Here is a 16246-nt window from a genome sequence, read left to right as displayed (position 1 = left end):
GAACGGCGTCGCTCGACCTCCCCCGAAACTTCGATTCGGGGAGGTCTTGTGCAGAAAGGCAACCAAACGTGTTACCGGAAACGGCTCAGGCTCCTTCGAGGAGCGTGTGGGAACCGTGGCTAACGCCAATCGGCTGATTGGAGTGCGGACTAGAAGGGCTCTTTCCGTTCGCGGCGTTCCGGATAGCACGCGAGGATTCGCGAAGCGAAAACCTATTCTGACAGAACGTGTCCGGGCACGATCAACAGTGGATGCGGGCTGCGACGAAGACGATCGTTCACAAAGCCTTGGATGAATCGGTCATCGACTTCCAATGGCATCACCAGCAATTGCTGAGTCGAATCGGAAAGTGGATGCGGCGGTGCGAGCTCGCCTGCTTGCGGGATCAATGCGTAGCTCATCTTCATTTCTCGAGCGGTCGCATTCATCGCGGCGTGCAATTGCGTGTGCGATCGCGCCAGAGCATCGCTCAGCTTGTCAACATTAAACGCTTCATCCGGACGGATCGCCTCTAGAATGCTTCGCACGTTTTCGAAGTGCTCTTTCTCGACGATCAAGTTCAACGAGACCTCGGCTCCCGGCGACGCCAATCCAAACGCCCACGCCGCCGCTCGGCTCTCGACGTCACACTCGCTTCCCGCCATCAACAGGACTCGCCCACGGCAAGTCTGAAACACCTGGTCTTCTCGGCGGGTCACCAAAATCGGAACCGGGCACCGAGACAGCAGAACATCCATCACGGTCCCAACGCTGTCCGTTCCGACTCGCTCGAAGGAGCGTCCAAATGGGCAGGGCACAAGGACCATGTTCACGTCGTGCGTTCGCAACGCCTGCAGAATGACTTCGAACGCTTCGCCTTCTCCACGAGCGATCGCACGAGCACCGCTCATTTGCCGAGCCGCCTGAATCGCATCTTCGGTCGCCGCATCGGTCGGTTGAGCAGCGTCTCGGGCGTCCAACACCAACGTCTCGGTGTTGAATTCTTCGCGAAGCGTTTTTGCCGTTTCAATGGACGTCGCGTCTTGCGGCGAACCATCCAAAACCAACATCACGCGCGACGGCCGGATGGGCGTCATCGGAGTTGCCGATCCCACCTTCGCTCGCTCGAACATGCGCATCGAATCGTCGACGTCACGATCTAAATCGGGTGATTGATCCATTACTTCAGTCGCTCGTTAGAAAAGAAAACTCAGTGGGCAGGCAACACTGGCGTCGCGGTGATATCGGGAATGTATCCCTGATGGTGCATCCACATGACATAGACAATCGCGCCGATGACCTGCACCACCATGATGCCACCGCCGAGCTTCAAAAAAGTGCCCCAACCTACATGAATGCCGGCTTCGCGTTTCAGCGCATAAATCGCGATCACGCACGAAATCGATCCGATCGGCGTTCCGTTGCCACCTAAGTTGCAGCATATCACCAACGTCCACCACAGCGGCTCGGCGGGCACTCCCGTGTCACCGCCCGACACATCTTGGACAATTGGAATCAACGTCGCGGCGACCGGGATGTTGTCGACGATCGAGCTGGCCACGGCCGAGAAACCGCCCATCAATGGCACCAACAATTCAATTCGATTGTCGGAAACCAAGACGACCTGCTGAGCCACCCATTTCAACGCCCCGGTGTGCTTCACGCAGCCGATGATGATGAACAGTCCCATGAAAAACAAAATCACGGTCCAGTTCACCTTTCCAATCGCATCCTCCACTCCCTTGCCGGCAAACAGCAACGCCGCGGTGGCTCCCACCATCGCGACAAAATCCATGCCAACCCCGAGTGGTTGTGCCAACGCAAAACCGATCACGGTGCAAAGCAGAATCAAGGAGCTTCGCAACAAGACGCTTTTGTTCTCGACCAACGCCCAAGGATCGAAACCCTCGATTTGCTGTTTCAACGCGGCTTTGTCTTCGTCGGATTGCTTCCACGGCAAATCATTTCGAAAGAACCAACGCAAACCCGCGATCGCGACCACCAAACTGACCACGGCGTAGGGCAGCGAGACTCGCAAGAAATCGACGTAAGGAATACCGGCCGCGGTCCCGATCATGATGTTGGGCAATCCGCTGGCGAACGTCGCGATCGCACCACTGTTGGCACACACCGCCACCGACAGCAACAACGGCATCGGCTTGTATCCCAGCGAGCGGCAAATCACCAGCACCAACGAACTGAGGATCAACATCGCGGGAACGATCGTCAACACGCTGACGAACAAGAACGTGACCACACACAGCGTCATGAACAGCCGGTTGGCTTGCCCACCCGTCAACCGCACGATCCACATGCTGATGAAGTGAAACAGTCCACTCTTCCCGACGACATCCACCAATACCCCGGTGCCGATGATGACTCCGAAGATGTTGAGATCTTCTTTCAGAAAGTTGTAGACGGTTGGATATTCGAACAAGTCCAACGCGACGCTCAGGATCACCAAGACCGCTGCACCGCAAAGTGCCGCCACCGTCTTGTGAAATCGTTCGACCGCGACCCCAACGTAGGTCGCCATCATCACGACGGCGAACAACACCATCACCCAAGCTGGCGCGGACGCGGTGGGCATCTCGGTTAGCGATGCAGCCAACATCATTGCATTTCTCCAAATGAAACGAACATCACTGCAGAGGCCGTTCTGGCACAAGCGATGAATTCGCGGCAGCCTACCGCGCACCCGACTCGCCACCAACCGGCGGCAGACAACAGTCGGTTTGCCAACCGACGATTTCGATCAACGGGAAAGCTTTCGTCGCAAGCGAAAAAAATGCCAAGATCCCAAGCGGGTTTTCGGCAAATCGCCGGGGGATCACGGGGCGTCAGCGATCAGCCAAGCTGATTCGCGATTCGCTTGCCGAGCGACTGCATCGCAGTGACTCCGGTTTCGAACTGGCCCGCGAAGTGAACGAAACCGTGCAGCATGTCCGACGCGTTTTCTCGCGTCACGTGCCCACCGCATGCTTCGATCTTGTCCGCCAGAGCCAACCCTTCGTCTCGCAAAACATCGTAGCCGGCGACCAAGACGTGAGTCGGAGGGAAACCGCTGAAGTCGGCTTTCATCAAATCGGCCAGCGGTTCGGCATCGTTCACTCCATCGACACCCAACAAGCCTTCTCCACCGTGACCCAAGTAGTTTCCCCAGAACCACTGCATCGTTCGTTTGGTCAGCCCAAACCCAGTTTCAAATTCGCGATACGATCCGGAGTCAAAGGCCGGCGTTACCACCGGATAGACCAACACCACGTACTTCACCTCGACATCGGGATCATCCTTGGCCGACAGCGTCACGGCCGCGGCCAAGTTGCCGCCGGCACTGTCACCCATGACCGCCAGACGACTCGCATCCAGGCCCCAAGAAAAACCATGCTTCGCAACCGCTTTGGTCGCGACCAAACAGTCGTGGACGGGACCGGGGAATGGTAACTCGGGCGATCGCCGATATTCCACCGACACCACCGCCGCCTGCGAAGCCTCCGCGAGACGACGGCAAGTTGTGTCGTGTGATTCAACGTCTCCCAAAACCCAGCCACCGCCATGAAAGAACATGACGACCGGAGCAAGTTCTGAGACACCATCCGGACGATAGATCCGCACCGGGACTCGCAAGACTTCCCCGTCGCAATTTTGCTCCTCCACGATCCGATCCTCGACCGATGCCATCGTGGGCCCCGCACCAAAACTATCGACCAACGCTGAAAATCCACGGCGCGCCTTGGCAACGCCGAGGTCTTCCCACCGCGGTGGCTGAAGTTCCCTCAGCAAAGCAACGAACGTTTGTGCTTGAGGATGCAGAGTCATCGATTGGTCCCTGGATGTCGGTTGAACGAGGTTATCGTATCAATCGCCACTTCGTTTGCACCCCAGGCTTCCCGCAACGCCTCGAGTGAAGCGGCAACGTTTCCGCCAATCATCTTTCGCGTCCCGAGTTTTTTTCGCATACCGGGCTTTGATTGTGGACACCGCGACGGGGCGGTAAGCTCTTGGGGTTTCGGCTTCGCCTTTTCGCGACATCCGACCTCCCGCCGCATCGCAATCGCTTCACGGAAACTTGCTCACCATGGCTGATTATCAATATCACGACGTCTCCAAGATGGTTGATCACTCGCTGCTTCCACCCACGCTGACCGAAGCGGACTTGGATTCCGGAATCGATTTGGCGATCGCCTACGAAGTCGCCAGCGTTTGCATTTTGCCTTACTACTTGAAACGCTGTGCTGCGAAGCTTTCGGGCACCGGAGTGAAAGCGTCAACGACGATCGGATTCCCTCACGGCGGTCACACCACCGCGATCAAAAAAGCCGAAGCCGAACAAGCCATTCAAGACGGCTGCGAAGAGCTCGACTTCGTCGTCAACATCTCGCAAGTCCTGAGCGGCGGATGGGACTACGTCCAAAACGAAATTGGCGTCGTGACGGAACTGACCCATGCGGCGGGACAAAAGATCAAAGTGATCTTCGAAAATTGCTACCTGCAAGACGAACACAAGATTCGTCTTTGCGAGATCTGCACCGAGCTCAAGGTGGACTGGGTCAAGACATCAACCGGCTACGGAACCGGAGGCGCGACGATGGACGACCTGCGTCTGATGCGACAACACTCTGGCGAAAACGTCCAAGTCAAAGCGGCGGGTGGCGTCCGAGATCTCGCAACGTTGCTCGAAGTCCGAGCCATCGGAGCAACCCGTTGCGGTGCAAGCCGAACCGCCGAGATGCTCGGCGAAGCCCGCAAACAACTTGGCCTTCCCGCGATCGAAGTCACCGCCACCGGCAGCTCCGGGTACTGATTGTGATCGCACAAGCCATTTGATGGATCAGGGTTGTTGCTGGTCTTCTTGCAAGTTGGATGGATCGTCCGCCATCTCTGTTGCAAGCTGCCCTGCGCGTCCCATCGTCCACCGCCGCAACCCTTCCAAACGCTGTTTGCCACGAACATAGTAGTCCTGGTCAAGCTTGCTCAGGTGTTCTTTGACGGCGTTCTCGTATCGCACCGCACTTTGCTCGGTCAGCTCCACCCAACCGAGCTTCTCAAACTGCTGTGCCAACGCGGCACCGATCCTTTGGTGCCCGACGATGCTGGGGTGCACGTGATCGACGAACCGACTCGGATCGGGAATTTGATCAGCGATCAAAGCACCACGAAAATCTCGTTCGTCCAGCAACGTTGGCGTATCAATCAACGGAACCCGATATCGCTCGGCGATCGCCTTGGTCGATTGAACGATCGCACTCGTTGCTCGCAGTGGGCAAACATCATGATCACGAGCCGCGATCAAATACTGCCGTGCTTGTTCGCTGTCACCCCGGTCATAGTGAAGCCGTCCCAAGGCATAGTTTGCTCCCGCGTGGGCTGGATCCATTTCCAAGCAATCGCGAAGAGCATCGATGCGGCGAGATGGGCTCTGATCCGAATCGCTGGCGATTGACCAAGCCGAACGAAAACGATTTTCTTCGTCCTCGGTCCAATCCGATCGCGTTTGTATCTTGAAGGGTGGCGTATTGACCAAATCAGATACGGGAACGCACATGAGCAAAGGCAAATCATTCTTCCGCGTTCGCTTGGCAATCTTTTCCAACGAGGTGGCAAAATGCCCTTCCACGCCGCGTTGCCAAATTGGGTCACGCTGATAGCTTTCCAATCCACCGGGGCGGTCCAAGATTGTGTCGACCTTCGCGGTCAACTCCGTTCGTCTTTTGGAGGCAACAAAAAACGATTGCACCCAGCGGACCGTATGCAGCTTGGAGCCAACGGCGGTGGCCCAGCGGCTCACCACGCCCATGTCGCGAACGTGCGCATAGGTGCGATCCTCTAAAAATTCGTTATGCCCGGTGTACAGAACAATTGCATCGGGCTCGTACGCCAAAACCTCTTCCAGGATCTTTGCGACCCGGTAGCTGGCGTAGGATGTTCCACCGCAATTGATAACCTCGTATTCGAAATCACTGTCGGCTGATTCCAGCTGGAAACGCAACCAAGTCGAGAAAGCAGTTTCCGTCGCATACGGCCTGCCTTGAACCGTCGACCCGCCCAAAACGAATACCCGTCGAGTCCCAGGTGCTTTCTTCGCCGGGAATGATTCGGGCCGAAAGAAGTTGTATCGTTCCGGTGGAATCTCCCACCGATCTGAATCCTCATTCAGAACAAACAAGGGCCGCAGTTGATTGAGTCCCACATAGGGATCGTAGTCGATTGCCAGGTCGGCGGAATCATCCATTCCGCGCAGCCCCAACTCCAACAGCACGACCGGCAAGCAAGCCACCAGCATCGCCATCAACCGCTTCACCCAACGCCTGCGTCGAAGTCGTCCTCCCGAGGCACGCACCTCCTCTTTCGCACGACCGCCGTCAGTGAAACGCTCGTACTTCAACGATAGGCTCCGATGAGGTGATGGTGGACATTGGACGACGGTGACTGAACTTTAATGCGAGGAGAAGGCCAACAACGACTCACATTACCCGATCAGCAACAATTCATCCAAATGTCTTTTCAGACTGCTCGAGACTACCGCCACCGGCGAATCTCGCAGAGAGCCCTCCCGGCGAGAACGCGTATCAACCAGAGCATTGATGTTCAAAGAAATCCATCCGAACCAGCTTCCCAATCCAAGAATTCAGAGTCGTAACTTGGTGCATCTGGAAAGGGAGGTTCCTCCAATTTCTGCACACGAAAGTCATAAACATTAAAAACGTGTGGTATGCCAGGCGTTTGATCAAAGCGACGTGAACTGGCACAGCCGACTTGGAACAGACCGTTCGTTTGGAGCGAGGTTTCCCTCTCGTGAAGTTGCTCCCCATCGACGAAGATTCGGTAGCCACTTTCGCCAATATCCAGTCGCAATCGCCGCGTTCGTTTCTTGGTCCCCTTCAAAATCCATTGGCGGAAGATGGGCGTACGTCCCCAACGCTCGGGGAGCTCATCGGTCAGAAGGAACTCACCCCCGGGTGAGAAACGAATTTGCGTTCCCCGCAACTCGTTCATCAGCCCGCCCAGTCCATCGGGACCACAAAGCAGACTCACCCCGTGTGGCGACCTGGGCGCTTCGATGAACGTGACAGTGACTTCATAGGTGGCTGGCAGCGGATACCGAATCTGATTCCGAAGCAGGAACGTATAATCCAGCCAATCGGTCGCCACCCGAAAACCGCCTGCGACGTCAGCAATCTCATCGAGCGTTTCGTTTTGCGGCACCTCAGATCCGCCGTCCGCTTCGGCATCGGCCAATTCATTCGCATCCAAGTCTTCGAACTCACGTGCCATTTGCATCGCGTCCTGATGGCACTTCGCACTGGAACGCAACTCCACACTTTCGGGCGTGCCGATTGGGGTGAAACTGGCAGCCAATTCGTTGGTGGTGAAGTGAATCATCTCGCCGCGATGGTACCGTTCCAAGAGATTCAACTGGGTTCGCCGGTTGTCCAAGATTTGTTTGGCGTAGGCACGCTTCGACTCGATCTCTTCGTCCGATAGCCCGGGAAATCGTGACGCAACGAAACTTTGATCATCAAGCCAAACGGTCTCCAACGCATCCAAACTCAAGTGCAGAGCCGACGTATTGGTGTCATTCAACCTTTCGCTATTGAACACCAGTCGCTGTTGAATCGGCATCCACCACAAGTAAGCGGGGCCGTCGGCCATCTTGCAAATGAAACGCACTTCCTCCTCGTTCATGTTGCGTGTTCCCCAGTTGATCTGTTCGGTACGGGGACCAAGAACTTCCAATAGTTCAGAGACATCCTCAAACTGCCCTGCTTCCCAAAGAATTTGCAGGGCAAGCTCGGCACCGCGTATCCCGAACCCATATGTTCGGTTGCTCTGATTGAATTTGCTCCAGGCAGCAATGGAACGTTTCGCCCACGATAGATTCGCCGGATCGTCGACCATCGTGACATCGGGCGTGCGACGCATCAGATAGTCATCCATGAAAACGTTGGAACGCAGCTCAACCACCCCATCTTCTGTCTCCGTCTCGAGACATTTATTTGCGATGTTCTTTTGCCAATCTTCGCTTCCGCCCCATCGAGGCATCAATGCCAAGCTGTAGTCCGAGTAGGCGGATTGATGATCAATGTGCCCGCTCAGTGCCAGCCTGAACCAATGATGCACGGACAGGGGAGTGCTGCCATTGGCCATTTGCAGCTTCAATGGTTGCCGAGCCAACCAAGCCAACTCCGGTCGCAGCAAATAAGCTTCGACCGCGTGCGATGAGGCGATCGTTGCAAGTTTGTCGAACATCTCCATCGCAGAGGCATCCGTATCCGATACGAACTTTGTACCGCGATGATCCCACGCAACTTCGCGAAATAGCTGCCCAACGATGTGATGAACGACGTACGTGGGAACTTTCGGTTGCTCGACGGAGACCAATGCCTCGACCAGATCCATCTGAGCAATGGAGTTCAAAAGCCCAAGCGATAAGAACAATGAACTCAGACAAATATGATCGCGTCCAACACTTGGTTTTCTCCTGGCCGCTTCCTGCCAGGCCGCAGGCCAAGCGGAAAGATACCGTTGCACGGCCGCATCGTACTCATCTGAGGTTCTGTCGTCGGCATGAAACCGTAACGCGTCCACGTGCACCATCGCGACGAACATCGGATCGAACAATTCTGGCGATTCAGCGATGCGATCCGATGCGGTTGTCACTCGCTCCCACTTCTTCTCGTAGGAAACTCCGGCATCCGTTTTGAACAACGCAAAAAGAACAATCGGATCCCCAAGCGTCTCCGCCGCCTTCACTGTCTCGAGGACCTTTTCAGACGGATGCTCGAAACGGAATCCGTCCAACAAGCACTGGCGAAGGGCCGTTTTGACACGCTCGACATTTTCACTTTGCTGATTGCGCGCGACAAAACGTTCCAGCATCAAATCGATATCGCTCGCGAATTCATCGACCAGATCCGCGTACCGAACGGGAGTTCGGTCGCCGACCAGCGGGGCATTGAACACATCCAGCAATGCCGTCTTCAGATGGGGGTCGACTTTCGTCCGCGCCTTCACCGCATCGCGAAGCCGCAACTTTTGAGTTTCCTCATCGATCGGAATCTGGTCGAGACATGCCACGAATTCCTCCGACTCCAGATCCTTCAGAGTCACCTTGGATTCGTCCCGATACCTCATCAGCTCGGCCTGCAGTTTCATCCGTTCGGCCATGGCGGCAGACGAAGCCGCCGAAGCTGCCAACCGGTTTTGCTCCGCCTGATAGAGATACAAGCCGATGCCACCAACCACGATGGCAATCAGTACCAGCGTTAACAGCAAGACCTTCAACAAAAGTCGACTCTTGGTCTTTCCGCTCGATTTCAACTCCGATTTTGACATGCCCAACAATTCCGCCTGCGTTCGATTCGCCTGCGCAGGGGTGTTGCCACGTCATCGACACCAGCATCCGCCACTCCCTGCGTTCGTCCGAACATTCTAACTCAACGATCGCCGCAGGGTGGCACACCAACCCCACCAAAGCGAGACAATGGGAAGCTGAGATCAAACAAGCCAGCCGAACGGCTCAACAGCAACTGTCGCCGGAACAGCAGTCGGTTGCGGTTGGCAGGGAGAAGCTTTTGGGCTTTGCGTTTGAGTCGCTGGTGTAGACCGCGAATTGATCGGCGATGGTTTCCCGCGACGCCGCTTCGGCGAGTTCATCGGTGCATACCTCACCGCGCGTGTACATTCGACCGGCGTCATCACACACGTACTTGAACGGACCACGATAAACCCGTTGGTATCCACTCGCCGAAACATCGCCGGACTGAAGAGCATCCTCATCGGGGCGAGTTGCGATCACGGTCATCGATCGAAACGCGATGCCTTCGACGACTCGCCACGGTTCAGTTTGCAGGACCGCAATTTGTATGTCTTCGAAGCCCGCGTTTTCGAACGCTTCCAAGAACGCTGACAACTTGTATGCACCCGAGATGCAGCCGCTCCACAATTCCGGATCCGCTTGCATCGCCTCGGGAACCTCTTCGTCGCAAACGATGTCACTGATCACCGCTCGCCCGCCAGGTCGCAGAACGCGAAAGATCTCGTCGAACAACAACTCCTTTTCATCGGCGTCGACCAAGTTCAACACGCAGTTGCTGACCACGACATCGATCGTTTCGTCATCAATCATGGGCGACTCGCGACGCTGCTCGGCAAGGTACGCCTCCAGTGCACGCAGGCCAGCATCGTCGGTCACCGGATGTTGCTTCAGGTAGTCCTGGACTTCATCTCGATCGATCGCGAGATCTTGGATTTTGCCTTTGCGAAACGTGATGTTGTCGTAACCGATCGCTTCGGCAACCTTGGGTTGCGAATCGCGAGCCAGCGTGAGCATGTCATCGTTCATGTCGACACCGATCACATGACCGTGCTCGCCCACCACTTGCGAGGCGATGAAACAAATCTTTCCGCCGCCGCTGCCAAGATCCAAGACCGTCTCACCGGGACGAACGTACTTTGATGGGTCACCGCAACCGTAGTCGCGATCGATGACTTCTTGCGGAATGACTTTCAGGTACTTCGCGTCGTAGTCGACCGGGCAACAAAGTTCGGCCTCGCGCTCATGGGCTGCTTGGGCATAGCGTTCACGGACAGCGGCTTCCACATTCATTGACGACATTGCGGGTTACTTCAGGGTGCGGTGTACTGCGGGGAAAGACAAACGGATCAGGCGAAAACTGTATTGGTAGAAAAGGGGGTTGCTATCAGTGGAGCAGTGCGCCGCCACAACCACTGCCGGCACCGGCGGTGCATCCATAGCAGTGATCGGCCAAAGCGATCGGTTGGTCGACCAGCTCGTCCAGTGATTCGATGGACCAAACCGTGCGAGGTTTCTGAGACAAACCAATCATCTGGTTGAAATCACAATCGAAAATTTGGCCATCCCAGCTGACGGACACCAGCGATCGGCACATCACTTCATCCGTGGCATTTGGATTGAAGTTATCCGACAGCAACCGCAGATAGTCGTCCAACAAACCACGTTTCTGAAGGTACTGGGCGTAGCGACGGATCGGAATGTTGGTGATTGTCAGCAAACTGCCGAACTCGATCCCGTACCGAGCGGCCAATTCGCGGCGATAGTCGGCTTCTAATTTGGCTTGATCCGGCGGAAGCGACGGTCCGGTGGGGTTGTAGACCAAATCCAGCCGATGCGTGTCACTGCCGCGGCGATACCCGAGTTCATTCAATTTCACCAGCCCATCGATGCTGCGTCCAAACACGCCGCCGCCGCGTTGCCCGTCAACATTGTCTTCCAAGTAACAAGGCAGTGACGCCACGACATCGATTTCGTGCTCGGCCAAAAAATCAGCCACCCAATCAAAACCGGGCTCGCTGAGAATTGTGAGATTGCATCGGTCGATTACACGCAGCCCCGCTGCTCGAAACGCGGCGGCCAGCCGTTGGAAATTCGGGTTCATCTCCGGTGCGCCGCCGGTCAAATCAACCGTGGTGATCGACGAGCACTCCTCCACCAACTCCAGCAAACGATCCGCCGTGCGGTCGTCCATGTTTTCGCGTTTCTTGGTCGGACCGGCGTCCACGTGACAGTGGGTGCACGTTTGATTGCAAAGTTTGCCGAGGTTGATCTGCAACTGGTTCAATTGGTTGCGCCAGAGAGCCCCACCTGCGACCCGAGATGCGAATGTCGGCACCAATCCGGTGGGTAGACCTTCATTCACAATCGGTAGCAAACTCGTCACAGGTGCATTCTCCAGGGAATATTGGGTGCCGGCACGACCGATTCAAATCGTACGATCCGTCATCGACAACAGCACAGTTCGAGCACTGAGGTCGACAAAGCCGAAATGGAAACCATCAAAGCGGTTCCAACGTACAAGATGACCAACGAAGTCCTATCCCCGTTGTTGGGACAAAACGGTAGGATGAAGTGAGCACGGTATGGGGAACCGGCCGGTTGTGCGTCGAAGCTCGTTTTCGCGAATTGCATTTGCGAATCGATTTTCCCTGCAATTGATTGGTTTTTGAGGCGACGGAACGTGACTTCCCTCGTCTTGTGGGTGACTTGTGGCGTACGGTTTGCGTAGGGAAACATCGGGTCGAAAGATTCGCCAGTTTGACAGTCGGTCTGGTCTAAGGGACGGAGAATATGTACGAACGGTTTACTGACCGAGCCAGGAAAGTCATGCAATTGGCTAACCAAGAGGCTCAACGATTCAATCACGAATACATCGGCACTGAACACATTTTGTTGGGTTTGGTGAAAGAGGGCAGCGGCGTTGCTGCCAACGTATTGAAAAATCTCGAGGTCGATCTGCGAAAAATTCGCCTCGAGGTCGAGAAATTGGTGCAAAGCGGGCCTGAAATGGTGACCGTTGGCAAATTGCCACAGACACCACGTGCGAAGAAAGTCATCGAATACTCGATGGAAGAAGCTCGCAATCTCAATCACAGCTACGTCGGCACCGAGCACATTTTGCTGGGTTTGCTGCGTGAGCAAGAAGGCGTCGCCGCTCAGGTTCTGATGAACTTGGGTCTGAAGCTGGAAGACGTCCGCGAAGAAGTCCTCAACTTGCTCGGACACGGGCTCGAAGGCGCTGAAGTTGGCGAACGCGGTGGCCGTGGTGGCGATGGCGAAGGCAGCAGCGGCGGAAGCGGAAGCAGCAAGAGCGGCAAGAGCAAGACTCCTGCCCTGGACAGCTTTGGCCGCGACCTGACCGAACTGGCAAAGAAAGGCGAACTGGATCCAGTCATCGGCCGCGAACGAGAAATCGAACGCGCCATCCAAATCCTTTGCCGTCGTACCAAGAACAACCCCGTCCTGTTGGGCGAAGCTGGTGTCGGTAAAACCGCCATCATCGAAGGCTTTGCACAACGCGTCGTTGGCGGCGAAGTGCCTGAAATCTTGGCCGAGAAACGCATCGTCGTTCTCGACTTGGCGATGATGGTCGCTGGTACCAAGTACCGCGGTCAATTCGAAGAACGTATCAAAGCGGTCATGACCGAAGTGCGTCGCGTCAAGAACACGATTCTCTTCATCGACGAACTTCACACGCTGGTCGGTGCCGGTGGTGCGGAAGGCGCGATCGACGCTGCCAACGTTCTGAAGCCAGCCTTGGCTCGGGGCGAAATCCAGTGCATCGGTGCGACGACCCTGGACGAGTACCGCAAGTACATCGAAAAGGACAACGCGCTGGCGCGTCGTTTCCAAGAAATCATGGTCGAGCCTACCGGCAAGACGGAAACCATCGAGATCCTCAAAGGATTGCGTGAACGTTACGAAGAGCACCACCGCGTTCAATTCACCGACGACGCCGTTGTAGCGGCCGTCGAAATGAGCGAACGCTACATCACCGCCCGTTGCTTGCCTGACAAGGCCATCGACGTGATCGATGAAGCGGGTGCTCGCGTGCGTCTTCGCACCATGACTCGTCCACCAGACTTGAAAGAGATCGACGAACAAGTCGAAACGCTGAACAAAGACAAAGAAGACGCGGTTGCCAACCAAGACTTCGAAAAAGCCGCCAACCTGCGTGATCAAGCTGAAAAGCTTCGCAAGAAGAAAGAGCAGATCACCCAAGAGTGGCGTGAAAAGAGTCAGCAAACCGATGGCGTCGTCGACGAAGAAATCATCGCAGAAGTCGTCAGCAAGATGACGGGCATTCCATTGACTCGACTGTCAACAGAAGACTCCCTGCGTCTGCTGAAGATGGAAGAAGAACTGCACAAACGCGTCGTCAGTCAAAGCCAAGCTGTCACGGCAGTTGCCAAGGCAGTGCGCCGAAGTCGCTCGGGATTGAAAGACCCCAAGCGTCCAACCGGATCGTTTATCTTCGCTGGTCCAACCGGTGTCGGTAAAACGTTGCTCGCCAAGGCTCTTGCTGAATACATGTTCGGTGACGCCGATGCGTTGGTGCACATCGACATGTCCGAGTACATGGAGAAACACAACGTCAGCCGTCTGATCGGTGCCCCTCCCGGATTCGTGGGTTACGAAGAAGGTGGTCAGCTCACCGAGAAGATTCGCCGGCGTCCGTACGCGGTCGTGCTGTTCGACGAAATCGAAAAGGCTCACCCCGATGTCTTCAACATGTTGTTGCAAGTCATGGAAGAAGGTCGCCTGACGGATTCGTTCGGACGTAACGTCGACTTCCGAAACACGATCTTGATCATGACCACCAACGCGGGTGCGGAAGCGATCAAGAACGAATCGGCATTCGGTTTCCAAAAACCCGACGGCGATGCGAGCTACGACTCGATGAAGTCTCGCGTGATGGACCAAATCGAACGCGTCTTCCGACCTGAGTTCCTGAACCGTTTGGACGACACGATCATCTTCCGTCACTTGACCACGACCGACCTGAAGGGCGTGATCGACTTCGAACTGTCGAAGGTTCGCGAACGTTTGCTCGACCGTGGCTTGGCCATCGACTTGAGCGACGAAGCGAAGGAGTTCTTGATCAAGAAAGGCAGCAACCTCGATTACGGGGCTCGTCCACTTCGTCGTGCGATCGAGCAACGCATCGAAGACCCACTCGGCGAAGAATTGCTGCGTGGTGCTTTCGAAGGCAAGGACACGATCATCATCGACGTTCACAAAGACGACAGTGGCAAGATCACGCGTCTGAACTTCGAAGGCGAAAGCCGCGGCTGGGCAGAAAGCGATTCCGAAGAGGAAACGGTACCTGCCGCCAGCAGCGACGATCAATCGAAGTCCGATGAATCGTAGTTCGCTCCGCGAATGACAATCAGTGTGCCTCGGCGAGCCAACCCTCGCCGAGGCATTTTTTTTGCACCAATGGCCCGATATCACTCGGGCAAATTTTCGATCCCGATTGATCGCGATGCAGCAGACTGCCAAGAAAGCCCACTCCGCTATCAACAAACAAAAGATCGCTCTGTGGACGCATTCGCTCGGCCGGGTCAGTGACCTGGAAGACCTGTTCGGAAGGCTCGCGGGAACGAAACATCGGCTCTGGTTCGACTCAGCGTCCGACCACGAGCACGACCGAGGACGATACTCGTTCCTGGCAGCGGACCCGGTCGGCTGGCTCAATGCCTCCCTCACAGATCCCGATCCGTGGCCCAAACTCCACAATTGGTGTTCTCGAATCGCGGACTTCGGCCACTCTCCCGAACTGCCTCCCTTTTGCGGCGGGCTGGCGGGGCTGATTCCGTACGAAGCGGCCTGGTGGTTGGAACCAACGACCCGAATGCCTGAGAGCTTCTTAGGCGGTCGACCTCAACTTGGAATGGCGATCGGAATCTACGACTGGACCATCGCGGTGGACCATTCCTCCGGCGAAGCAACCTTGATCAGCAACGGCCTGGATGGCTCGCTGAAGGCAGATCCTGAAAGAGCTCGCCGCCGTGGTGAAGAAGCGCTGGAACGCTTGAACTCGACGACCGAACATTCTGTTGCCAGCTCACCGCCACCGAACCAAAACTCAGAATCAACAGGCCATCCGACCAAAGAGTCTGGTGTCCGAAGCAACATCGACTCGCAACGCTACGTCGAGGCGGTCGCCGAGATCATCGACCGAATCCGTGCGGGTGACTCATTCCAAGTCAATCTTGCTCAGACGCTTTCGCATCCCGCGACTTGCGACGCCGAAGAACTCTACGGTCGTTTGCGCCGATCAAACCCGGCACCTTATTCAGCCTTCTTTGATGTCGGCAACGAGCAAATCCTGAGCTCCTCACCGGAAGGTTTTCTGCAGGTGCGTGATCGCCACGTTGTCACTCGCCCAATCAAAGGAACCGTGCCGCGCACCGGAGATGAGATCGAAGACGAACGCTTGGCTCAGGTTCTCGGCGGCAGTGCCAAGGACCGAGCCGAGAACATCATGATCGTGGATCTGATGCGAAACGATCTTTCCATCGCCTGCAAAGACGATAGCGTTCGCGTCTCCGGACTTTGCGAAATTGAACGCTACCAAAGTGTTCAACACCTAGTGTCGACCGTCCAAGGCGACTTGCGTGACGACGTCACAATCAGCGAGCTGTTGGCAGCTTGTTTCCCCGGTGGAAGCATCACTGGTGCTCCCAAAATCGAAGCGATGAAAACCATCGCCCGACTCGAAGGGCAACCACGCGGAGCCTACTGCGGATCGATCGGGTACATCAGCGTTTCCGGCAACGCGGATTTCAACATCTTGATTCGAACCGTCACCCAGCGAGACGGCCACTGGCACTTTCCCGTCGGCGGAGGCGTCACCGCTCGCAGCGAACCGCAAAGCGAACTCGAAGAAACATGGACCAAAGCTGCTGGTCTATTGCGTGCGATTCGACCGACGGAAAGCTAACG

General features: G+C 56.0%; 10 protein-coding genes. 3 read left to right on the top strand and 7 right to left on the bottom strand.

The genetic code is table 11. The annotated features are described in order from the left end of the window. Positions 1-212: 212 nt before the first annotated feature. From RE6C_RS09940 to RE6C_RS09930, 3 genes are all read right to left on the bottom strand, one after another. The gene (locus tag RE6C_RS09940) at positions 213-1160 is read right to left on the bottom strand and encodes a universal stress protein (protein WP_008656188.1); all 948 of its coding nucleotides are present in this window, start codon (positions 1158-1160) and stop codon (positions 213-215) included. 29 nt (positions 1161-1189) lie between these two features. After that, positions 1190-2596: an ArsB/NhaD family transporter gene (locus RE6C_RS09935; protein ID WP_008656186.1), complete on the bottom strand. Its 1407-nt coding sequence runs from the start codon at positions 2594-2596 to the stop codon at positions 1190-1192. Positions 2597-2826: 230 nt separating this feature from the next. Continuing rightward, a complete protein-coding gene (locus RE6C_RS09930) occupies positions 2827-3798 on the bottom strand; it encodes an alpha/beta hydrolase (RefSeq protein ID WP_008656183.1) in 972 nt (323 codons plus the stop codon). Positions 3799-4057: 259 nt separating this feature from the next. Here RE6C_RS09930 and deoC point away from each other — a divergent pair, with 259 nt between their 5' ends. Continuing rightward, the gene (gene deoC / locus RE6C_RS09925) at positions 4058-4783 is read left to right on the top strand and encodes a deoxyribose-phosphate aldolase (RefSeq protein WP_008656180.1); all 726 of its coding nucleotides are present in this window, start codon (positions 4058-4060) and stop codon (positions 4781-4783) included. Positions 4784-4810: 27 nt separating this feature from the next. Here deoC and RE6C_RS09920 read toward each other — a convergent pair whose 3' ends face one another. The 4 genes from RE6C_RS09920 to arsS form a co-directional block, all read right to left on the bottom strand. Then, entirely contained in the window at positions 4811-6364 is a 1554-nt protein-coding gene (locus tag RE6C_RS09920) for a hypothetical protein (protein WP_008656179.1), read from the bottom strand. A gap of 203 nt (positions 6365-6567) precedes the next feature. Continuing rightward, positions 6568-9315: a hypothetical protein gene (locus RE6C_RS09915; protein ID WP_008656177.1), complete on the bottom strand. Its 2748-nt coding sequence runs from the start codon at positions 9313-9315 to the stop codon at positions 6568-6570. A 184-nt stretch (positions 9316-9499) separates the two neighbouring features. Further along, positions 9500-10588 (bottom strand): methyltransferase domain-containing protein, encoded by a 1089-nt coding sequence (locus RE6C_RS09910; protein WP_008656176.1) that lies wholly within the window; start codon positions 10586-10588, stop codon positions 9500-9502. Positions 10589-10682: 94 nt separating this feature from the next. Continuing rightward, a complete protein-coding gene (gene arsS / locus RE6C_RS09905) occupies positions 10683-11681 on the bottom strand; it encodes an arsenosugar biosynthesis radical SAM (seleno)protein ArsS (protein ID WP_008656175.1) in 999 nt (332 codons plus the stop codon). Between the two features lie 407 nt (positions 11682-12088). Here arsS and RE6C_RS09895 point away from each other — a divergent pair, with 407 nt between their 5' ends. Further along, on the top strand, positions 12089-14668 hold the full coding sequence (locus RE6C_RS09895; protein ID WP_008663795.1) for an ATP-dependent Clp protease ATP-binding subunit: 2580 nt from the start codon (positions 12089-12091) through the stop codon (positions 14666-14668). Between the two features lie 22 nt (positions 14669-14690). Next, a complete protein-coding gene (locus RE6C_RS09890; RefSeq protein ID WP_008656170.1) occupies positions 14691-16244 on the top strand; it encodes an anthranilate synthase component I family protein in 1554 nt (517 codons plus the stop codon). The last annotated feature ends 2 nt before the right edge of the window (positions 16245-16246 follow it).

Origin of the sequence: Rhodopirellula europaea 6C (assembly GCF_000338295.1) — a bacterium.
GTDB lineage: Bacteria > Planctomycetota > Planctomycetia > Pirellulales > Pirellulaceae > Rhodopirellula > Rhodopirellula europaea.
Note: the sequence above shows the minus strand (reverse complement) of the source record. Positions and strands in the feature narration are given on the sequence as shown.